16 protein-coding genes are annotated in these 20,688 nt (G+C 71.9%); 9 read left to right on the top strand and 7 right to left on the bottom strand.

Going from position 1 to position 20,688, the window contains the following annotated elements:
• Positions 1-46: 46 nt before the first annotated feature.
• Positions 47-925 carry an SDR family oxidoreductase gene (locus tag ABZT02_RS12115; protein WP_356016798.1) on the top strand — a complete coding sequence of 293 codons (879 nt, stop codon included), beginning with the start codon at positions 47-49 and terminating at the stop codon, positions 923-925.
• Positions 926-1,099: 174 nt separating this feature from the next.
• On the opposite strand, the gene ABZT02_RS12110 is transcribed toward ABZT02_RS12115, so the two are convergent.
• Both ABZT02_RS12110 and ABZT02_RS12105 read right to left on the bottom strand, forming a co-directional pair.
• A complete protein-coding gene (locus ABZT02_RS12110) occupies positions 1,100-2,026 on the bottom strand; it encodes a hypothetical protein (protein WP_356016796.1) in 927 nt (308 codons plus the stop codon).
• Positions 2,027-2,451: 425 nt separating this feature from the next.
• Positions 2,452-4,170 carry a cellulase family glycosylhydrolase gene (locus ABZT02_RS12105; RefSeq protein ID WP_356016794.1) on the bottom strand — a complete coding sequence of 573 codons (1,719 nt, stop codon included), beginning with the start codon at positions 4,168-4,170 and terminating at the stop codon, positions 2,452-2,454.
• A 584-nt stretch (positions 4,171-4,754) separates the two neighbouring features.
• Here ABZT02_RS12105 and denD point away from each other — a divergent pair.
• Positions 4,755-5,771: a D-erythronate dehydrogenase gene (gene denD / locus ABZT02_RS12100; RefSeq protein WP_356016792.1), complete on the top strand. Its 1,017-nt coding sequence runs from the start codon at positions 4,755-4,757 to the stop codon at positions 5,769-5,771.
• Between the two features lie 33 nt (positions 5,772-5,804).
• Here the strand turns inward: denD and ABZT02_RS12095 are convergent, their stop codons facing one another.
• Genes ABZT02_RS12095 through ABZT02_RS12080 form a run of 4 tightly spaced genes read right to left on the bottom strand, consistent with a single transcriptional unit; the run spans position 5,805 to position 10,676 of the window.
• Positions 5,805-6,818 carry a DUF5914 domain-containing protein gene (locus ABZT02_RS12095; RefSeq protein WP_356016790.1) on the bottom strand — a complete coding sequence of 338 codons (1,014 nt, stop codon included), beginning with the start codon at positions 6,816-6,818 and terminating at the stop codon, positions 5,805-5,807.
• Positions 6,815-7,822, bottom strand: a complete 1,008-nt coding sequence (locus ABZT02_RS12090; RefSeq protein WP_356016788.1) for a phytoene/squalene synthase family protein — start codon at positions 7,820-7,822, stop codon at positions 6,815-6,817. Before ABZT02_RS12090 ends, ABZT02_RS12095 begins: the two co-directional genes overlap by 4 nt.
• Positions 7,819-9,357, bottom strand: a complete 1,539-nt coding sequence (gene crtI, locus ABZT02_RS12085; RefSeq protein ID WP_356016786.1) for a phytoene desaturase family protein — start codon at positions 9,355-9,357, stop codon at positions 7,819-7,821. The genes ABZT02_RS12090 and crtI overlap by 4 nt, the downstream gene beginning before the upstream one ends.
• Positions 9,354-10,676, bottom strand: a complete 1,323-nt coding sequence (locus ABZT02_RS12080; protein ID WP_356016784.1) for a polyprenyl synthetase family protein — start codon at positions 10,674-10,676, stop codon at positions 9,354-9,356. The genes crtI and ABZT02_RS12080 overlap by 4 nt, the downstream gene beginning before the upstream one ends.
• A gap of 248 nt (positions 10,677-10,924) precedes the next feature.
• Between ABZT02_RS12080 and ABZT02_RS12075 the strand changes: the two genes are divergently transcribed.
• From ABZT02_RS12075 to ABZT02_RS12045, 7 genes are all read left to right on the top strand, one after another.
• Positions 10,925-11,512, top strand: coding sequence for a sigma-70 family RNA polymerase sigma factor (locus ABZT02_RS12075; protein ID WP_356016782.1), 588 nt, complete (start codon positions 10,925-10,927; stop codon positions 11,510-11,512).
• Positions 11,513-11,643: 131 nt separating this feature from the next.
• Complete coding sequence (locus ABZT02_RS12070) at positions 11,644-12,837, top strand: lycopene cyclase family protein (RefSeq protein ID WP_356016780.1); 1,194 nt, start codon at positions 11,644-11,646, stop codon at positions 12,835-12,837.
• A 100-nt stretch (positions 12,838-12,937) separates the two neighbouring features.
• Entirely contained in the window at positions 12,938-13,660 is a 723-nt protein-coding gene (locus tag ABZT02_RS12065; RefSeq protein ID WP_356016777.1) for a methyltransferase domain-containing protein, read from the top strand.
• Positions 13,657-15,216 carry an FAD-dependent oxidoreductase gene (locus ABZT02_RS12060; protein WP_356016775.1) on the top strand — a complete coding sequence of 520 codons (1,560 nt, stop codon included), beginning with the start codon at positions 13,657-13,659 and terminating at the stop codon, positions 15,214-15,216. Before ABZT02_RS12065 ends, ABZT02_RS12060 begins: the two co-directional genes overlap by 4 nt.
• Positions 15,217-15,444: 228 nt before the next feature.
• Entirely contained in the window at positions 15,445-16,245 is an 801-nt protein-coding gene (locus ABZT02_RS12055; RefSeq protein ID WP_356016773.1) for an alpha/beta hydrolase, read from the top strand.
• 2 nt (positions 16,246-16,247) lie between these two features.
• Entirely contained in the window at positions 16,248-17,561 is a 1,314-nt protein-coding gene (locus tag ABZT02_RS12050) for a SpoIIE family protein phosphatase (protein WP_356016771.1), read from the top strand.
• Positions 17,558-17,896: an STAS domain-containing protein gene (locus ABZT02_RS12045; protein WP_356016769.1), complete on the top strand. Its 339-nt coding sequence runs from the start codon at positions 17,558-17,560 to the stop codon at positions 17,894-17,896. Before ABZT02_RS12050 ends, ABZT02_RS12045 begins: the two co-directional genes overlap by 4 nt.
• 59 nt (positions 17,897-17,955) lie before the next feature.
• On the opposite strand, the gene rph is transcribed toward ABZT02_RS12045, so the two are convergent.
• The gene (gene rph / locus ABZT02_RS12040; RefSeq protein ID WP_356016767.1) at positions 17,956-20,583 is read right to left on the bottom strand and encodes a rifamycin-inactivating phosphotransferase; all 2,628 of its coding nucleotides are present in this window, start codon (positions 20,581-20,583) and stop codon (positions 17,956-17,958) included.
• Between the last annotated feature and the right edge of the window lie 105 nt (positions 20,584-20,688).

The following is a 20,688-nucleotide window of genomic DNA, read 5'->3' as shown; positions in this document are numbered from 1 at the left end:
GAGACGCGGCTGACTGGGCGCCCGTGCCACGAAAGGAGTCGGTTCCGTGCGCAGCAGTCCGCTTGCCGGAAGGACGGTGGCCGTCACCGGAGCCGCCCGCGGCCTGGGCGCTGCCCTGGCCCGCGAGATCTCCCGGCGCGGGGCCCGGGTGGCGTTGCTGGGCCACGAGAAGCCCCTGCTGGAAGCGGTGGCCGCGTCCCTGCCGGGGCCGGCCCTGCCCCTCGACGTCGACGTCACCGACGCGGACGCGCTGGCCGCCGCGGCCCGCACCGTACGGGCACGTCTCGGACCCCCCTCGGCCGTGGTGGCCAACGCGGGCATAGCCGAAGGCGGACCGTTCGACGCCTCGCCGCCGGAGGCCTGGAGCCGCGTCGTCGACGTCAATCTCACCGGCAGCGCCCACACGGCCCGGGCGTTCCTGCCGGACCTCCTCGACACGGCGGGCTACTTCCTCCAGATCGCCTCGCTCGCGTCGATCGGCGCGGTGCCGCTGATGAGCGCCTACTGCGCCTCCAAAGCGGGGGCGGAGGCGTTCGCGCACTCCCTGCGCGCGGAGGTGGCACACCGGGGCGTCGGCGTCGGTATCGCCTACCTCAACTGGACGGACACCGACATGATCCGCGACGCGGACCGGCACGCCGTCCTGCGTGAACTGCGCGTCCGCATGCCCGCCCCGGCCCGCCGCGTGTATCCCGCCGAGACGGTCGCCGCCCGTCTGGTCAGGGGCCTGGAGCGGCGCCGTACGGCGGTGTACGCACCGGCCTGGCTGCGCCTGGTCCAGCCGGTGCGCACGGCTCTGCCGCCCCTCGTGCTGCGTGTGTCGCGCCGCGCGCTGCCCCGCATGGAGGCGGAACAGACCGTCGAGTACACCGGGCCACTCGGCGCCGGCGGCCTTGCCGACCGCGATGCGCGTCGCGAGGACTGAACCGGTGAGGGGCCGTACCGACGGCCGCGCTGCCCGTCACCCTGCGCGCGCCCGCCCGATCCGCCCCAACGGCGGTTTCGCCCAAAGCCCTTGTCCCGGCCGACCGGTGTGTCCGGTGCCTCGGGCGAAACCGCCGGCTGACTCACCGCGTGCCGGTGGTGTCAGCGGTCCTGGTCAGGAACGCCGGGTGCGGCGGGTGCCGTAGAGGGCGGCCGCCCCGAGGGCGATCACCGCGGCCGCGCCGCCTGCTATCAGACCGACCGGCGCGCTGGAGCCGGTCTCGGCCAGCGGCGGGGTGCTGTCGCTGGGCGAGGGCGCCGGAGCGGTCGGGGGCGTCGACTCCAGCGGAGGGACGTCCGGGGTGGTGGGCGGAGTGCTGGAGCTGGGAGGCGGGGTCGTGGACGTGGCAGGCGGAGTCGTCTCGTCCGCGGGCGGCGGGCTGGCCGGCGGGCTGCTCGGGCTGTCCGGCGTGGATGGGGAGGCCGGGGGCGTGGGGGAGTTCGGCTGCTCGGGCGTGCACGACTTGTCGCCACCGTTCCACGCGGCGATCAGGTGGTCGGGCGTGACGACGTTGTCGGGCTGGTAGGGCGCGGGCCCGTGCCCGTCTCCCGATCCGCCGTCGTAGATGACGTCGTCGCCGTACAGGTCGATCTGCCCGTAGCAGTCCGGCGTTTTCACCGTGAGCTTCTGCCAGGTCCGCTTGGCGTCGTCGGCGCCGGGGAGGTCCGCGGCGCCGAGATAGACCGTGTCGTGGTCGACGAGGGTCTGGAGACCGGAGGTGTACCAGTTGGGGCCCTCGGTGGTGTACTCGGCCAGCGAGACCGGGTACTTGCAGCTCTCGCCGACCGTCTGCCCGGGAGCCAGCCGCACCTCGATCGTGCCGGGGGCGGCGGACAACTGGTGGAAGCCGCCCTGTGAGGTCCAGTCGGCACCGACCGGCTTCCCGTCGGCGTCGACGAGGCGGTACTGAACCGTGGCCGTCTGGCAGCCGCCCCCGGGTGTGGCGGCGGCGGCAGTGGCCCCGAACAGGGGGGTGGCCGTGGCGATGAAGGCGGTGGCGGCGACAGCGGCCGACGTTCTGGAGCGTGAAAAGCGCGTCAAGATATGTCCTGGCGGTTTCGAGAAATGTGGGAGGTGGCAGGACGCGAGCGGCCGCGGAGGGCGGAGAGTGGGAATGCAAGCCGTGGCTGAGCCACTCGCGTCACTTCGCTCGCTTCAGTCACAGCGAGCGAGCCGCATTCTTGTCCCTTTTCACAACTCCAGTCAATCTTTCACGAGTTCACCACGTGAAGGCGTCCTGGCTTGCGAGTTCTGCCCTGGTATTCGCCGGTCGGGTGAGGAACGCGGCCGGTGCGGGGCGCTCTCAGTTCGGTGGCCGCCATGTTCAGGTGGGTCAGCGTGCCGGCAGTGGGCGATGAGGCCCAGGCCGCGGCGCCCGCGTCGCCGAGGCGATCGCGCTCAGATCGAGGTGACGCGGGCGCGGAGAGTCGCCGACAGGTGCGAAGGCCGCGCCCGTGACGTGGTCGTCAGACGGAGGTGCCCGTGATCGCGGTGCCGGACCTGGTCACCGTGTACGTCAATTGCGTGCCGCTCCAGAAGTGGAAGGTGAGGGTCACGGTGGTGCCGTCGGTGACACCGTCGAAGAACGCGGTCGGCAAGGTGATCGTGCCCGCGGTGTAGTCCGGTGTGAAGGCCACGTTGAATTGCTTGTATGTCGTCCAGGACTGCGGACCGGCGGCGGTTCCGTCGGCGTAGACGGCTTCCATGGTTGCCAGCTTGTCGCCGTTGAACGCGGTGGGAATCACCAGCGAGGCCGTCGTGCCCGTCGCGCTCGCCAGCACCGGCTGGTCATAGGTGATGACGTTGACGGCCCAAGGAATTCCGTCCGTGAACCGGAGGGACAAGACAGCATTCGTGCCGTACTCCTGCGACGCGGTCAGTCGGCCGAGCGTCGCCCCTGCGATCGTCAGGGTGCTGCCGCTGACGGTGTAGTCCACGCCCCGGATCAGAGGGCGGGTGCCGACATCGATCCTCATCAGCCGGGTGCCGTTGGGGTTCAGCGTGATCGTCGCGTCCGTCGGGGTCTTGCCCTTGGGCACGAAGAGCTGGTCGGTCGACGCGGTGCCGGAGCGCCCGGTCCAGCTCGACCGTATCTGCGCATAGAGGCTCGGGTCGTTCCATTGCAGGGTGCGGCGGTTGAAGCGACTGCCGTTGTCCCACAGCATCGTGGTCAAGCCCTGCTGGCGCGCGTAGTAGCCGAGATACTCGAGGTACTTGAGCGTCTCACCCTGTTCGACCGTGCCGGGGCCGGAGTCCCAGCCGAGCAGCCCGTACTCACCGACGACGACCGGGATCCCCTTGGCCACGAAAGACCTGTGCAGGAGGTCGAACGTGTCGGTCAGGTCCTGCTGGGTGGCCGCGTCGAAGGTGGTGTAGCCGGCGAGGTTCACGCTGAACGGCCAGAAGCTGTAGTAGTGGATCGAGGCCACGAGGTTCGGGTCGTCGAGCGCGCTGAAGGTGGCGAGCAGGGTGTCGATCTTGGCCTGGTCCGGGGTGTCCCCGAGGGTCGGCATGACGAGCAGCCGGTCGGCATTGCCTCCGCCGGTCGCGCGCACCACCGAGTGGAAGGTCGTGTTGAGCTCGTTCATGAGAACGGCGTTCTGCTGGTCGCCCGAACTGCCGTTGAAGAAGGGCTCGTTGATGCTCTCGAAGAGCAGTCGGCGCGATGCGTCCCGGAAGGTGGCCGCGATCTGCTGCCAGGTGGCCGTGTACTGAGCCAGCACCGCGTCATGCTGGGTCGGCATGTTCGGCACCCACTGCCACGCGTCGCCGTGCATGTTGATCAGAACGTAAAAGCCGTCGGCCAGGGCCCAGTCGACCACTTGCCTGATCCTGGCCAGGAACGCCGGGTCGAGGGCGTAGGTCGGAGCCGGGCCCTCGTGCTGGCCCCAGGTCACCGGGATCCGGATGCTCTTGAAGCCCTGCGCCTTCAGTTTGCGGAGGAACGCCTGGGTCACCCGCGGATTGCCCCATGCCGTCTCGTCGGCGCCGATGGCCTCGAAGCTGTTGCCCAGATTCCAGCCGGGCTGCATGTGTGCGACGACGTCCATCGCGGACATCGACGCGGCGGAGCCGGTGGACCGGACGGCGGCCTGGGCGGCCGTCGGGACGGACAAGGCCGTCACTGCGAGGGCCGCGGAGGTCGTCATGATCTGGCGGCGAGTGAAACCGGCTGAGCTCGGCATGGAACTCTCCATTGAGTCGAAAGGCCTGCCCCCTGTGTCGAAGACGCTGATCGTCGAAGCGCTTCGACATAGTGCGGGAGCCTAGCGCAACGCGACGCCGGAGAGAACGGGTTGATCCGCATGAAAACTGCATCGAGCTTCGCGAAGGTGCGCGTCGAAGCGCTTCCCCGACGGGGCACCGACCACGGTGCCACGCACTTCCCACGGCTGGTGGAGGTGCGGCGAGTGACGGCTGTGCGGCAGGGAGGGGCGGGGCGGGGTGGTGATGTCCGCCGGCGAACGCGATGGGCGGGCACGCCGGCTTCCCGGCGGTGATCGCCGACGGTCATGTCCGCCCGGAGGACGTCGCCCCCGGCGGCGGGACGCCTGTCGCCCCTCGCCGAAGCCACCGCGGCCGCGGTCGGTGTCCCTGCTCACCGGTCGACGCGAGCCGATCATCGGCCGGAGGATACGGCGGCATCACCCACGAGCTGGAAACCCTGCGGCTTTCTGAGCCGCTGGGAGACCCGGAGCGGCTCGAACCGTTTCCGGGCCCATTTGGGTACGACATCCAGGAGACAAGCCGCCTCTGGAGGAGATGAACGGTGAGAGTCGTCGTGACGGGTGCGTCCGGGTTCCTCGGCCGATTGCTGGTCGGCGCGTTGTCGCGGGCCGGGACCTTCGGCGGTGCGCAGATCAGCCGCCTCGTGCTGGTGGACCGCGTTGCCTGGCCCGACCACTCGCGAGGGGCAGGCGTGCCGGTCCAGGTCGTGCACGGGGAACTGCTCGAGCGCCTGGACGAGGTGTTCGCCGAGCCGGTGGACGCGCTGTTCCATCTCGCCGCCGCGGTGTCGGCCGAGTGCGAGGCCGACTTCGACCTCGGGATGCACGCCAACGTGGACGTCACCCGCGCGCTGCTGGAGGCGGCGCGTGCCCAGGCCCGGTCGGGCGGGCCGGTGCTGCGGATGCTGTTCGCCAGCAGTGTCGCCGTCTACGGCTCCCACCCGGCCCTGCCTCTGCCACCGGTGGTCAGCGAGACGACGGTGCCGGTACCGCGGTCGAGTTACGGCACCCAGAAGCTGATGTGCGAACAGCTGATCGCGGACTGCACCCGACGCGGCTTCGTCGACGGGCGTGTCGCGCGTCTGATGACGGTGGCGGTACGTCCGGGCAGGCCCAACGCGGCAGCCTCCGCCTTCCTGTCCGGCATCGTCCGCGAACCGCTCGCGGGCCTGCCCGCGGTCTGCCCGGTGGATCCCGCTCTGAAGGTGGCGCTCGCCTCACCCCGGCGCACCGTCGAGGGCATCCTCCGCGTCGCCGAGGCCGAACGCGGCACCGGACCAGGGCGCCTGGAGGGCCCGCTGCCGGTGAATCTGCCGGCCCTGACCGTCTCGGTCGCCGACATACTCGCGACCCTGCGGCAGGTGGCCGGTGACACGGTCGCCGACCGGGTCACCCTCGCTCCCGACCCGGCGGTCGAAGCGATCGTCGGCTCATGGCCGGCCGTCGTCGACCACCGGCGCGCCGCCGCACTGGGACTTCGCCCCGACGCCGGCTTCCTGTCGGTCCTCCAGGACTACCTCACCGATCACCCCGACGCGGTCGCCGAACCGTCGGACTGAACCGCGGCAGGCACACGGTCACCTCGGAGTAGGTCAGCCGGGGAAGCGTCCGGTGGAGCGCAGCAGCCGGCGGCGTTCGGCGTAGGCCAGGTCGTCGCGCCACAGCCGCGCGGCCCCCGCCGCCATCAGGCGGCGCAGGACGGGGGCCGCCGCGCGCGCCACGGCGAAGCCGGGACGCGCTGAGGAGGCCACGACCGCTTCGACGACGGCCGTGCGCGGCCGGCCCAGTTCGTCCGGGCCGAGCGGGGTCGCGTGCGTCTCGACCACGGAGCCCAGGCCCTCGCCCTCGGTGATGCGCATGAGGACCGTCCGCGGTTCGGGCGTGGTGAACAGGGCCCGCACCGGTACGACGAACCGCCCGGCGACCTTGAAGGAGACGTCCACGGTGAACCCGTCCTCGCCCCCGCCCTCGGCGTCGGGAGTGCCGACGACGGTCAGGTCGACGAAGGAGTACGGGTGGAACCAGGCCCCGTGCCAGGGGTCCAGCCGGTTCGCCACCACGTCCTCGGGCTCGCAGATCCCCACCCCGGCGTAGACGGCGGCGACGGAACGCGACAGCTCGGGGCGGGGCGGGACGACCGGTGCCCGGGTCGGCGGTTCACCGCCCACCTGGTCCAGGCGCACCCAGACCAGCACGCCGTCGTCGTGCACGGGCAACGGCTCCCAGCCGGCGAACGGGCCGCCGTGCAGGGCCAGTCCGTGCCAATGGCAGACGAGGGCCCCGCAGCGCACCGGGCTGTCGGCGAGCGGTGCCCCCAGGTGCGGGCAGACGCCGGGCCCCGCCGCAAGTCGCCCGTCGGCGGTGCGCCACACCACCAGTTCCTGCCCGGCCACCGTGGCGGACAACGGCCGGTCTCGTCGCACGTCCCGCGTGCCGCCGACGACGTACCAGTTGCCGGACGGTCGGGCCTGGGCCCGCTTCAGCGCCTCGGCGATCAGCGCGGGCCGGGCCTGCCCCCATGTCGGTCGCTGCTTCTCCCAACGCACCGGGCGGCGCCGCAGGGAGAGCGGGTAGCGGGCACGTCCCGCAGGTCGCCGGGGTTTCATGCGATCCTCCGCAAGGTCGATGACGTGTGGGCCGCCGTGCCCGGCGAGTGTGCTGCCAGGTCGTCGGCCCTCCTGTGCCGCAGCCGCGCCGCGCCCACCCGGACCAGGCCGTCCAGGGCCACGACGGCACGGCGACGTCCCGGGACCACGGCACGGCGCTGCACCGAGCGGTACTCGTCCGCGGCGACCGCGTCCAGGATTGCGCCGTACAGGACGAAGGCGGTGCGGATGCACGGGCGCGAGACAGGGTCGAGCATGGCCAGCCCCGGGGCGGCCTCCCGGTAGAGCGCGCGAGTCAGCCGCTCGAACTCCCGCAGGGCGGCGGTGATCCGGCGGTCGGGCTGTCCGGTGTGACGGCTCCAGCGCAGCAGTCGCCGGTCGACGCCGTGGGCGGCCAGCAGGTCGGCGGGAAGATAGACGCGGCCGCGGTCGAGGTCCTCGCCCACGTCCCGCAGGAAGTTGGTCAGCTGGAACGCCACGCCCAGGGCCGCCGCGTGCGGTGCCGCCTCCTCGCGCGGGACGACCGTGCCGAGCACCGGCAGCATCTGCAGACCGATCACCTCCGCCGAACCGTGGGTGTACGTGCGCAGGTCGGCGTAGGTGGCATAGCCCGTGATGTCGAGGTCGGCGCGCATCGCGGTCATGAAGTCGGTGAAGTGGCGGGGGTCGATGTCGTAGCGCAGCGCGGTGTCGGCCAGGGCGCGGACCACCGGTTCGGTGCTGCGGCCCGTGCCCAGTCCCGTCTCCAACTGGTGCTGCAGACGGGTCAGTCGCTCCGCGCGCTCGGCCGCGGTGGTCGTCCCGTCGAGCGTGTCGACGATGTCGTCGGCCCACCGGGCGAACCCGTACAGCGCGTGCACCGCCGGCCGGCGCGCCACCGGCAGCAGACGGGTGGCGAGGAAGTACGTCCTGCCGTGCCGGGCGTTCAGCCGCCTGCAACGGGCGTACGCCTGCCGCAGTGCCGGATCGGTGACGCCGGCCGCGTCGAGTTCACGGTCGGTCATACCGGCCTCCTTTCCCGGGGGGCGCGTACGGCGGGGCGCGGCCGTACGCGACGGGCACCGCCCGTGATCCGGGCCGCGGCGAGCTTGCCCGACAGCAGGACGGTCGGTACGCCGACGCCTGGGGTGGTGCCGCAGCCGGCGAGAACGGCGTTGACCGTGCCGCGCACCAGGTTGCGCGGCCGGAACGGCCCGGTCTGCGCGAAGGTGTGCGCGGCGGAGAAGGGTGAGCCGGCCGCATGACCCTGTGCCTGCCAGTCGGCCGGAGTGACCAGGCACTCCTCCTCCACGGCGGCGGCGATGCCGTCCAGGCCGCGCCGGTGCAGTTCCGTGAGCAGGCTGTCGCGGTAACGCGGGCCCAGTTCGCGCCAGTCGGCCGCGCCGGGGCCGAGGGCGGTGTTCGGGCAGGGAGCGAGGATGTAGTGCAGGTGACGTCCGGGCGGGGCGAGGCTCGGATCGGTGGTGGTCGGGCGCGTGATGAGCAGGGACGGATCGCTCATCAGGCGGCCGCTCTCGGTGAGTTCGGAGAACGTCCGCCGCCATGCCGCGCCGAAGGAGATGGTGTGGTGGGCCAGCCAGGGCCACGTGCGGTCCGTGCCGGCGTGCAGGACCACGGCGGAGGGTGAGAACCGCAGACCCACCGGCCGCCTCGGGGCGCGGCCCAGCAGCCGGTAGGTGACGGGCAGGTCGGGGGTGAGGACGACGGCGTCGCAGGCGATACGGCCGGTGTCGGTGATCACCGCCGTGATCCGCTCCCCGGAGCGTTCCAGGCGCGTGACCGTCTCCCCGAAGCGCAGGTCGGCCCCCGCGTCCGCGGCGGCGTCCGCCATCGCCCGGGGCAGGGCGTGCATGCCGCCACGCGGGAACCAGACGCCCGCCACCGTGTCCATGTACGCGATGACGGCGTACGCGGCCAGGGCGCGTTCGGGTGCCACACCGGCGTACAGGGACTGGAAGGAGAAGACGCGCCGCAGCCGCTCGTCGTGCAGGAAGCGTCCGATGCGCGCGTCCAGCCGCCCGAACCCGCCGAGGGCGGCCAGGCGGGCGAGGTCGGGATGGAGCAGGTGCAGGGGCGAGTCGAAGTCGGCGTCGATGAAGCGCCTCATCTGCACCCGGTACAGCTGCTCCAGCCAGGAGCGCAACCGCCGGTATCCGGCGGCCTCGCGGGCACCGGCGAAGCGCTCGATCTCCGCCTCCATCGCCTCGGCGCCGGTGTGGACGTCCAGGGTGCTGCCGTCGGCGAACCGGGCGCGGTAGGCCGGGTGCAGCGGCATGAGATCCACGCGTGCGCCCAGGCTGTCGCCGACGGCGGCGAATGCCTCGTCCGCCAGATGAGGCATCGTCAGCACTGTGGGACCGGTGTCGATGTGATAGCCGCCGCGGACCACCCGTCCGGCCCGTCCGCCGGGTGACGCGTCGCGCTCCACCACCGTCACCCGGCGTCCGGCGCCCAGCAGGTGCAGGGCGGCCGCCAGTCCGGACAGTCCGGCGCCGACGACCACCACATGGTCGGTGCGCCCGGGAACGGTACGGGTCATCGGCCGGCCCCCTCGCCGGTAGCCAGGATGAGGGAGAGGGGAACCACTCCGGAGGCCGCACTGTCGGCAACTCCGCTCGCGGACCGTGCCAGCATCCGCAACTGCCTCGTGGGCTCGGGTTCCAGCGCAGCGGTGTCCAGATGGCGCAGTCCCTGGGCCACCAGTCTGCGGATCTTCCCCTCCACGGTGTCGCGTGCGCCCGTTGTCACGAACACCTCGCGTACCGCGGCGAGTTCGGCATCGGAGGCGTCCGTACGGCCGAGCGTGTCGCGCAGCAGGTCCTGGGCACGTCGCTCGCCCGAGCTCTCGGCCCGCGCCTGCGCGACCGCGGCGAGGTAGGTGGGTTTGCCACTGCGGATGTCGCCGCCCGCGGGCTTGCCGGTGTCGCGAGGATCTCCGAAGACGTCGAGGAGGTCGTCGCGCAGCTGGAAGGCCAGCCCGACGCAGCGGCCCGCCGAACACAGGGCCCGGGTGGCGGCGGGGCCCGCGTCGGCCACCGCCGCCCCCAGCGCGAGCGGGCGTTCCACGGAGTACAGGGCGCTCTTGAGGCAGGCGGCGCGGATCGCCCGGGCCAGAGAACGCGCCGAGGTGGCCTCACCCTGCACGTCCAGGTACTGCCCGGCCACCATCTCCGTGCGCAGGGCACGCCACAGGTCCCGGACCCGTCGCGCGGTGGGACGTGGCATCTCGGTGTCCGCGACCACGTCGTCCGCCCAGGCCAGGGCCAGGTCACCGGCGAGGATCGCCGCGGCCTCCCCGAGCCGCTCACAGCGCCGCGCGTCGCACGCGCCGCTGTACTGGGCCGCCACGTCGACATGCAGCGCCGGCCGTCCGCGGCGCAGCCGTGCGCCGTCCATCACGTCGTCATGGACCAGGGCACAGGTCTGGATGAGTTCCAGGGCGGCGCCGATCCGCAGCGCGGCGTGCGCCCGCCAGGGCTCGTCGCCGCCGCAGGCCCGCAGCGCCCACCACACGAAGCGGGAGCGGCCCAGCCTGCCGCCGCTCCGCGTGAAACGGGCGACGCGCGCGGCCAGGTCCTCGCCGAAGAGCGGATCGACGGCTTCGGCCGCGGCCAGCTGGTGGTCCAGCAGGTCACCGAGCACCGCGCGCACGGCGTGGGGCACGTCCGCGTCCACGGCGCGCGGATCGTCGCCGTAGGCCGGACGGTTCTCGGGCGGGGAGGCGCGCTGATGATCGTCCCGGCCGTGGCCCGTCTCTTCGGCCGTCCGGTGGGGCGGTGCGGGGGAGACCTGCTCGGCGGGCGACTGTGCGCACGGACTCCGGTCCGCGCTGTGGCCCTTTGCCACGGTGGAGCTCATGCCGGTACCCCTCATCGAATCCTCGTGATCAGAGCTGGCGTCGTCATGACCGGTTCGCCTCCGGTGGCGGAGACGGATGCGGGGCGGCACGGTAGGACCGGGACCGACGCTCCCACTGAGTGCGTCTCTCATCTCTCCTGCCCAATTCGATGCGAAGTCGATGCAAGTTGCCCCACATGTATGGAATCCGCACGGTGGAAGGGCCGCGGTCGCTCTCGGTGACCACCAGGCCCAGCGGAGGAGTGACGATGACGACCGCACAGCGAACCGGCGGGGACATCGACGACAGCGAGCTCGTCGACGGGTTTCTCAAAGGGGACGAGACATGCCTCACAGTCGTGCACCATCGGTGGGGTCCGCTCGTCCACGCCCTCGCCCGGCGCTCCCTGGGGGATGCGAGGGAGGCGGAGGACGTCACCCAGCTGGTGTTCCTCGCCGCGTGGCGAGGCCGCGCAGGATTCGCGCCGGACCGCGGCACCCTGCCCGGCTGGCTCACGGGCATCGCCCGCCGGAAGATCGCCGACGCACTCGCCGCCCGCACCCGGCGCAACGAACTCGTCGCCGCCGCCGGCGCCCAGCTGCTGCTGCGGGCCGACGACGAGGCCGCGCTTCCGGAGGCCGCCCTCGACCGTGTCCTGCTCGCCGCCGAGATGTCACAGCTTCCGGCACCGCAGCGCCGCGTGCTCAACCTGGCCTTCTACGACGACCTCACCCAGACCCAGATCGCCGAACTCACCGGCTGGCCCCTGGGAACGGTCAAGAGCCACGCGCGCCGAGGCCTGCGCCGCCTCGCCGGCCGGCTCAGCAAGGACGCTCTCGTCGAGTGCGCCGCGTGACGACGACGCAGAACCGACGCAGTTCGCACTACGGCCGGCGAGACCCATGGGGTGAGATCCGCCTCCGGACGGGTACTGCGACCGGATGTCGCTGCACGGCACGGCGACGGCGCGGAGGGAGTGACCCGGCCATGTACGAGGCGGACGTCGCCATCATCGGAGCAGGGGCCGCGGGGCTGTCCCTGGCCCACCGCCTCAGTCGCCCCGCCCCCGGCACGCGGCGCCTGTCCGTCGTCCTCGTGGACGCCCCGCCCGGACCACTGCGCCCGCCCCGGCGCACCTGGTGCTTCTGGGAGACGGGCCGAGGGCCCTACGACGCCGCGGTCACCAGGTCGTGGCAGCGCCTGCGCGTGCACCGGCCCACCGGGCAGCCGATCGAGCACGACATCTCCCCCCTGCGCTACAAGATGATCCACTCGGACGACTTCGAGTCCTTGATCGAGTACGACCTCGCCCGCAGCGGACAGGTACGGCGCATCGAGGCGACGGTCGAGAGCGTCGAAGGACTCCCACAAGGGGCGTTGATCGACGCCCGCACAGCGGACGGACACTCCGAGTCCGTGCAGGCCCGCTGGGTGTTCGACTCCCGGCCGCTGGGCAGCCTCCCCGCGGCCCGTACGACACTCCTCCAGCACTTCCACGGCTGGTTCGTCCGCACCGGCCGCCCTGTCTTCGACCCGGCCCGCGCGGAGTTCATGGATCTGCGCACCTCCCAGCCCGCGAAGGGCCTCTCCTTCGGCTACGTCCTGCCCACCGGCCCGGATCAGGCCCTGGTGGAGTACACGGAGTTCTCGCCGACGGTCCTGTCCGCGGACGCGTACGACAAGGCGCTGAACCACTACACCGGCAGCGTGCTCGGGCTGAGGGACTTCGAGGTGACCGCGACCGAGACCGGCGTCATCCCGATGACCGACGCCAGGTTCGCACGGCAGACGGGCGAGTCGGTCTTCCGTATCGGGGCGGCCGGCGGAGCCACCCGGCCCTCGACCGGCTACACCTTCGCCGGCGTGCAGCGCCAGACCGCGGCCGTCGCGGCGGCCCTGCGCCAAGGCCGACGGCCCGTCCCCCCGCTGCCGCACTCGCCCCGCTCCCGCGCCATGGACGCGGTCCTGCTGCACGCCCTCGACAGTGGTCTGGTGGACGGAGCGGACTTCTTCTCCCGGCTGTTCACCAGGGTTCCCATGACCCGGCTCCTGCGCTTCCTCGACGGCGGAACACGACTGCGCGAAGAACTCGCGATCGGACTGCGCACCCCCGTCCTGCCCATGCTGCGAGCCGCCGCGGAAGTGCCCCGGCTTCCCCGACGTCCCTTCCCCGGGCCCTGACCCGCGGTGCGGCCCGCCGATCCCCGAGTCCCGAAGTCCCCGACCCCGTTTCCTGCAGCGGCCCGATCCGACACCCCGACGACCCGCACCAGGAGGCAACGTGAGCGTGCTGCGTGACGCGGATCTGGCCGCCGCATTCGACCATGCGGCGTACAGCTACGACACACTCGTGGCCGCCAACCCCGGCTACCACGCTCATCTGCGCCGCTCGGCGCGCCGGCTCGGGCTGCCCCGCCCCGGCACCGGGTTGCGCGTCCTGGACCTGGGCTGCGGGACCGGCGCCTCCACCGCCGCGCTCGCCCGCGTGCTGCCCGACGCCGACATCACGGCCGTGGACGCCTCCGCCGGGATGCTGGACCGTGCCATGGCCAAGCCGTGGCACGGCAAGGTCAGGTTCGTCTGCGCTCCGGCGGAGGCGCTCGCCGACGCGGGCGTGAACGGGCCGTTCGACGCGGTCTTCGCCGCCTACCTCTTCCGCAACGTCGCGGACCCCGACGCCGTGCTGGACGCCGTCCACGACCTGCTGGCCCCGCACGGCCGGCTCGCCGTGCACGAGTACACCCTCAGCGGACGCCCGCTCCACCGTGCCGTCTGGACCGCCGTGTGCCGCGGCCTGGTGCTGCCCGTCGCCACCGCCCTCGGGGACGGCGACCTGTACCGCCACCTCTGGCGCAGCGTCGTCGAGTTCGACACGGTCGACCGGTTCACGGACCGTGTCCGAGCCCGGGGATTCGATCGGGTACGGGCCCTCCCCCTGCCCGGCTGGCAGACCGGCATCACCCACACCGTCGTCGCCCGCCGCGCCGCCCGGAGCGGACAGTGACCGCCGCCACGGCGGGCCCCACCCGCCCCGGACGGGACCGCCACGCCGTCCTCCTGCCCCCGCCGCCCGGAGCGACCCGGGTCGGCGGGCAGCGCAGCACCGCCGTCGTCGGCGGCGGCATCGCCGGCCTCGCCGCCGCCACGGCGCTCGCCGAACGCGGCGTCGACGTCACCCTCCACGAACGCGAGGCCTACCTGGGCGGCCGCGTGGGCGGCTGGACCACCGACCTGTACGACGGCACCACCGCGACCATGAGCCGTGGCTTCCACGCCTTCTTCCGCCAGTACTACAACCTGCGGAGCCTGTTGCGCCGCGCCGGTGCAGGGCACCTCACCGGCCTGCCCGACTATCCGCTGCGGCACCGCGACGGACTGCACGACAGCTTCCGCAGAGTGCCGCGCACCCCGCCACTGAGCGCACTGGGCTTCGTGGCGCTGAGCCCCTCCTTCCGCTGGCGGGACCTGGCGCGCCTGGACCCCGCCGCGGCCCTTCCCCTGCTCGACGTCCGCGTCCCGGACGTCTACGCCCGACTGGACACCGTCAGCGCCCACGACTTCCTCGACTCCCTGCGCTTCCCGCCCGCCGCACGCCACCTGGCCTTCGAGGTGTTCTCCCGCAGCTTCTTCGCCGACCCCCGCGACCTCTCCGCCGCCGAGATGGTCCTGATGTTCCACATCTACTTCCTCGGCAGCTCCGAGGGACTCCTCTTCGACGTGCCCGACGACCCCTTCCCGACAGCCCTGTGGGATCCCCTCGCCAAGCACCTGAGCCGCCACGGCGTCGACCTGCGCCTGTCCACCTCCGTCGAGCACGTCGCGCCCACCGCGGACGGCGCCTTCACCGTCGGCACGGGCCACGAGGAGCGGCGTTACGACTCCGTCGTCCTGGCCCTCGACACCACGGGCCTGCGCTCCCTGGTCGCCCGCTCACCCCGGCTCGCCGACGCGGCCTGGCGTGAACGCGTCGGCCGGCTCCGCACCGCCCCGCCCTTCCTCGTCTCCCGCCTCTGGCTCGACCGCGCCGTCGACGCCGGCCGCCCCGGGTTCCTGGGCACGGCGGGATACGGCTCGCTCGACAACGTCAGCGTCCTGGAACGCTGGGAGCAGGAGGCCGCACGATGGTCCGCCCGCACCGGCGGTTCCGTGGTCGAACTCCACGGCTACGCGCTGCCGGAGCACGCCGACCCCGACGCGGAGGCCCAGCACCTGATCGCGCAGCTCGGGAACGTCTATCCCGAGACTCGCGACGCGCGCGTCCTCGACGCACGGCACGAATGGCGCCAGGACTGCCCCCTGTTCCCCGTCGGCGGACACACCGACCGCCCCGGCGTACGCACCCCCCAGCCCGGCCTGGTGATCGCGGGCGACCTGGTACGTACGAACCTGCCGGTCGCCCTGATGGAACGTGCCGCCACCAGCGGCTTCCTCGCGGCCAACGCCCTGCTGCAGTCGTGGGCCGTACGCGGCCACCCCCTGTGGACCGTGCCCAACGGCAGCCGCAACCGCCTGCTCCGAGCCCTGGCGGGCGGCCGCACACGACCACGAACCCGCTCCTGAGCCCAGGAGGCGCCGAGACAGAGCTTCGTAGGCGCCGACGCGAGCCGGCCGAGGTGCGCCGACTGCTGATGGTGGTGACGCTGCTCGGCCTGTTCTCCGTGGCCGTCGGAATGCTGGTCGACGCGGGCTTGCGCGCGCCGGCTGCGTGCCATGGGGGAAGTGACGCGGGAGTGCGGGCCGTGGAGGGTGCGTCGCGGCGCGGGCGTGCGGCTTGAGAGACTGTTGAGTATGGACATCGCGAGCAGAAACCACGTGACCGTCACCGGCAACGCCCAGGGGCCCACGGTGGTGCTGGCGCATGGCTTCGGCTGCGACCAGAACATGTGGCGGCTGACGGTGCCCGCTCTGGTCGACGACTATCGCGTGGTGCTGTTCGACTACGTGGGTTCGGGCCGCTCGGACGCGTCCGCGTTCTCGGAGGACCGGTATTCCTCCCTGGACGGGTACGCCCGGGACGTGGTCGAGGTGTGCGAGGCGCTCGAAGTGCGCGACGCGGTGTTCGTGGGCCATTCGGTCAGCGCGATGATCGGCGTACTGGCGGCCGGGATGGCCCCGGAGCGAATAGGCGCGCTGGTGATGGTCGCTCCGTCCCCGCGCTACATCGACGACGAGGGGTACCGGGGCGGGTTCAGCGCCGAGGACATCGACGAACTGCTGGCGTCGCTGGAGGCGAACTATCTCGGCTGGTCGGTGGCGATGGCCCCGGTGATCATGGGCAACGCGGATCGGCCCGAGCTGGGTGACGAGCTCAGGAACAGCTTCTGCGCCACCGACCCGGACATGGCGCGCGTCTTCGCCCGGACCACGTTCCTGTCGGATTCGAGGGACGACCTGAAGAGCGTGAGCGTGCCCACGCTGGTGCTGGAATGCACCCAGGACGCGATCTCCCCCCGTGAGGTCGGAGCCTTCGTCCACCAGGCGATTCCCGGCTCGACCCTGGTCACTCTCGACGCCACCGGGCACTGCCCGCACCTGTCCGCGCCCGAGGCGACCAACGAGGCGATCGTCGACTTCCTCGCGAGCCTGTGATGATGTGCGGCGCCGACCGGCAGCCCGACCCGCAGGACTCGGGCGGCGGCGGCAAAGCCGCGGACGCGGCGTTCGCCGCACTGCTGGAGGACGGCGCCGAGGACCTCTACGAGAACGCCCCCTGCGGGTATCTCTCCACGCTGATGGACGGCACCGTCGCGAAGATCAACGGCACACTGCTGCACTGGCTCGGTCTGGAGCGCGAGGCAGTGGTGGGCCGGATGCGGTTCACCGACCTGCTGACCGTCGGCGGCAAGCTGTATCACGAGACGCACTTCGCGCCGCTGCTGCGGATGCAGGGCGAGATCAGCGGTATAGCCCTGGAGATGAAGCAGACCGGCGGCGGCCGGATGCCCGTGCTGGTCTCGTCCGTCGTCAAACACGGCACCACCGGGCAGCAACTGCTGATCCGCACCACGGTCTTCGACGCCCGGGACCGCCGCGCCTACGAAGAGGAACTCCTGCGTCGCCGTAAGACGGCCGAGGAAGCGCGCCTGCAGGCGGAGGAAGCACGCCGACAGGCGGAGGCCGACCGCGCCCGACTGCAGGAGGCGCTGGCCGTACTCCAGCAGTCGCTGCTCCCGGACATCCTGCCGCCGGTACCCGGCGTACAGACGGCCACCCACTACCACACCGCCTCGCCCGACCGGTTGGGCGGCGACTTCTACGACGTCTTCACCATCGACGGCAAACGCTTCGGCTTCTTCCTCGGCGATGTGTGCGGCAAGGGGCCCCAGGCCGCCGCGATCACCTCGCTGACCCGCTACACCCTGCGCGCCGCCGCGCTGCACGACCCCGACCCCGAGTCCGCCCTGGGCACCCTCAACAAGGTGCTCCACGAGCGCTACGCCGGCAGCGGCGACCCCCGCTACTGCACCGCCGTGTTCGGCACCCTCGAACCCCATCCCACGACCGGCCAGGTGGTCGTCCACCTTGCCTCGGGCGGCCACCCGCCGGTCATCGTCCTGCGCGCGGACGGCACAGCCGACTTCCTGCCGACCCCCGGCGGTCTCCTCATCGGCATCCTTCCCTCCGCCCCCTTCGTCGGCGCCAGTACCGTTCTCGGACCCGGCGACACGCTTCTCCTCTACACGGACGGCCTCACCGAGGCCCGCACCGGCCAGGACCGCACCGGCCTCTACGGCGACGAGGCGCTGCTCTCCTTCGTCACCGCTCATGCGGGCAAGTCCCCGCATGCCGTAGTGGAGGCCCTGACCGGGCTTCTGGACAGCTTCGGTGACGGCCTCGACGACGACACCGCCCTGCTCGCCATCGGTGTCCCGGCCACCGACCCACAGACGAGAAACGAACGATGAGCCCGCTGAAGATCACCACCCGAGATGCCGCGACCGGTCCCGTTCTGGAGCTTGTCGGCGAACTCGACTACGCCAACGTCGCCGAACTGCACGCAGCGCTCGGCGACCTCTCCCTCCGGCCGGGCCAGTGCCTGGTCCTGGACCTGAGCAGACTGGAGTTCTGCGACTCCAGTGGCATCACGGCCCTGATCGCCGCGCGCAGCAATGCGCAGGACACCCAGGCGGACGTCGCCCTCGCCGCCGTACCGCCGAACATGCTCCGCGTGCTGCGCATCGTCGGCCTCGACCAGATCTTCACCATCCACCCCGACACCGAGAGCGCCACGCGTTCCTGAGCCCAGCTCCTCGTGCGCCCGGGACGGAGCCGGGACACGGCTCCGTCACGGGTGGGCGGTCAGGACAGGATCTCGACGTACCCGTCGGTTCCGTGCACGCGGATCCGCTGCCCGTCCCGGATCCGCCGGGTGGCCTGCTCCACGCCCACGACGGCCGGCAAGCCGTACTCCCGGGCGATCACCGCGCCATGGGTCATCAGACCGCCCACCTCCGTCACCAGGCCCGCGATGCCGACGAACAGCGGTGACCAGCTGGGGTCCGTGAAGGTCGTGACCAGGATGTCGCCCGCTTCGAGATCGGCGTCCGCCATGTCGAGGATCACGCGGGCCCTGCCCTCGACGGCCCCGGTGGAGACCGGCAGGCCGACCAGGGCGCCGTCCGGCACGTCGTCGCGCCGGTACGCCCCGCTGAGTGCCTCGCCGTCCGAGGTGAGGACCCGTGGCGGTGTGAGCGCCTCGTACGAGCGGAAGGCGTCCTTGCGCTGCTGGACGAGCCGGTCGTCGATCTGCTTCGCGCGCACGACCTCGTAGAACTCCTGGAAGGTGAGGTAGAAGACGTCCTCCTTCTCCGCGAGCACACCCTCCTCCACAAGGCGCTCGGCCTCCGCCATCAGGGCCTGCTTGTAGACGAAGTAGCGGCTGATGATGCTGTACTTCGGATACTCCCGGTAGCCGATGAAGGTGCGGACCCGGTCGATCATGCCCTTGGTCTCATCGGCTTTCCGCTCCCCGTCCGGCAGGGCCCGCAGGCGTGCCAGCACGTCCTGTTCCTTCTTCTGCGCCTCCTGGCGCCCTTGCTCGAATCGCCGCCGGGCCGCGCCGGGTTCGAAGTTCCTGACGTTGTCGAGGATCACCGGAACGAGCGTGCTGGGGCGTTCGCTCCAACGCGGCCTCGTGATGTCGATCTCGCCGACGCAGCGCATGCCGTACCGGTCGAGGTAGGCCTCGATGGCGTCGTGTGCCTCGGTCCCGCCGGGCAGCTTCGTCAGCTCGTCGAGGAAGCCGTCGTCCTCGACGCCCTCCAGGAATGCGACCACCTCCGGATGGGGGCGGATCGCGTCCGCGACGTCGAGCAGCGCGAGTCCCATCTCCGACGTGATGTTGCCGGGGGCGGACAGGGTCAGCGTGTCAGCCGCGTTCTTCTCGCCGAGCCACTCCTCCAGCTTGTCGTTGAGCCACCACGTGGCCTCCATTCCCGCCATGATCGCCTGGAAGTTCAGCGGATCGGTGAGGACGCGTTTGTGCTCCTCGAAGGCCTCCAGCAGGAAGTCGAACAGGGCCGGTCCGGCCTTCGTGCGGACGTCGCGCCGCAGGGCGGCGACGGACGCCTGGCTGCGCTCGATCAGGCCGGTGACGACGGCCGGATCGGTCTCGATCGGGGAGGGTGCGCCGCCGGCCCGCGGCCCGCCGGGCGCGTCGGGAAGCGAAGGGACGAAGTCCTCGCGCTCCAGGACGGTCTCCAGGGCGTCCCTGACCAGCGGGTCGCCCTTGCCCATGAGATCCAGTAGCGCGGTGCGGCTCGCGGGCGAGGCCAGCCGACGGGTGACGTCGACGAACAGCCTCCCGCCTGCCTCGGCCATCGCCACTATGGCCGTCAGCTGCCACATGGACAGGCCCAGCGGCTTCATGGCGTCGGTCATCATCTGCTGATGGCCGACGGAGACGTAGACGTGGTTCTCCTGGTCGCCGCTCTCGGGGATGGGGAACAGCGTCGTGATCGGGCGGCTCTGCACGATGTGGAAACCGTCGTCGACCAGGCACCATTCGATGTCCTGCGGGCGGCCGAAGCGCGCTTCGATCCGGCGCCCGAGCTCCACGAGCCGGACCGCCTGCGCATCCGTCAGCGCCGGCTGCTCCTGACGCCGCAGGTCGACCGCCACTTCCTGCGTGCCGCCGGCCGGCAGGGCGTGAACGGCACGCTGCTTGGCGGAGATCGTCCTGGCGACGACCTCGCCGTGCCGCACCTTGAAGACGTCCGGGTTCACCAGGCCGGAGACCAGGGCCTCGCCGAGGCCGAAACCGGCGTCCACGGTCGCGACCGTCCGGTTGCCCGTGACGGGGTCGGCCGTGAAGAGGATGCCGGCCGCCTGCGGGAAGACCATCCGCTGCACGACCACGGCCATGTGGACCGTACGGTGGTCGATGCCGTTGCGCCGGCGGTAGGTCACGGCCCGTTCGGTGAACAGTGAGGCCCAGCATCGGCTGATGTGCTGGAGGATCGCCGTCGGTCCCACGACGTTCAGGTAGGTGTCCTGCTGGCCGGCGAAGGAGGCCGTGGGCAGGTCCTCGGCCGTCGCACTGGACCGGACGGCGTAGGCGGTCCGCTCGCCGGACCGGGCGAGCGCGCTGGTGATCGCCTCCGCCAGATCGTCCGGGACGGCGATCCCCTCGATGGTCCGGCGGATCTCCGCGCTGAGCGTGCGGACCGCCTCCTGGTCGTCCGGGTTCACGCGCGACAGCTGATCCAGCTGCTCGTCGATCGACGGCGTCTGCGCCACGACCCGCCGGTAGGCGTCCGTCGTCACGCAAAAGCCCGTCGGTACGCGGATGCCGTCGATCCGCGACAGGCTGCCCAGGTGCGCCCCCTTGCCGCCGACGACGGCGACCTGACTCTCGTCGATCTCCTGAAGATCCAACACGTACCGCGTCTCCGGGTCTGTCGAACCGCTTGTCGCACTCGTCTTCATCCCCGGTGGCCCTTCCTTCGACGGATCGTTCGGCCGCCTTGCCCTCCCGGGCGCCGCGCACCATACGTCGTCAACAACACGTCGTTCCCCCATTTCCGCAGGTTG

It is taken from the genome of Streptomyces sp. NPDC005402 (assembly GCF_040606575.1).
Lineage (GTDB): Bacteria > Actinomycetota > Actinomycetes > Streptomycetales > Streptomycetaceae > Streptomyces.
The sequence above is the reverse complement of the archived record's forward strand: the minus strand, read 5'-3'. Positions and strand labels throughout refer to the sequence as shown.

Excerpts from the sequence above, each read along its gene's own strand:
- ABZT02_RS12105 (WP_356016794.1), bottom strand. The coding sequence starts at position 4,170 with ATGCCGAGCTCAGCCGGTTTCACTCGCCGCCAGATCATGACGACCTCC.
- ABZT02_RS12095 (WP_356016790.1), bottom strand. The coding sequence starts at position 6,818 with ATGAAACCCCGGCGACCTGCGGGACGTGCCCGCTACCCGCTCTCCCTG.
- ABZT02_RS12090 (WP_356016788.1), bottom strand. The coding sequence starts at position 7,822 with ATGACCGACCGTGAACTCGACGCGGCCGGCGTCACCGATCCGGCACTG.
- crtI (WP_356016786.1), bottom strand. The coding sequence starts at position 9,357 with ATGACCCGTACCGTTCCCGGGCGCACCGACCATGTGGTGGTCGTCGGC.
- ABZT02_RS12080 (WP_356016784.1), bottom strand. The coding sequence starts at position 10,676 with ATGAGCTCCACCGTGGCAAAGGGCCACAGCGCGGACCGGAGTCCGTGC.
- ABZT02_RS12075 (WP_356016782.1), top strand. The coding sequence starts at position 10,925 with ATGACGACCGCACAGCGAACCGGCGGGGACATCGACGACAGCGAGCTC.
- ABZT02_RS12070 (WP_356016780.1), top strand. The coding sequence starts at position 11,644 with ATGTACGAGGCGGACGTCGCCATCATCGGAGCAGGGGCCGCGGGGCTG.
- ABZT02_RS12055 (WP_356016773.1), top strand. The coding sequence starts at position 15,445 with ATGGACATCGCGAGCAGAAACCACGTGACCGTCACCGGCAACGCCCAG.
- ABZT02_RS12050 (WP_356016771.1), top strand. The coding sequence starts at position 16,248 with ATGTGCGGCGCCGACCGGCAGCCCGACCCGCAGGACTCGGGCGGCGGC.
- ABZT02_RS12045 (WP_356016769.1), top strand. The coding sequence starts at position 17,558 with ATGAGCCCGCTGAAGATCACCACCCGAGATGCCGCGACCGGTCCCGTT.
- rph (WP_356016767.1), bottom strand. The coding sequence starts at position 20,583 with ATGAAGACGAGTGCGACAAGCGGTTCGACAGACCCGGAGACGCGGTAC.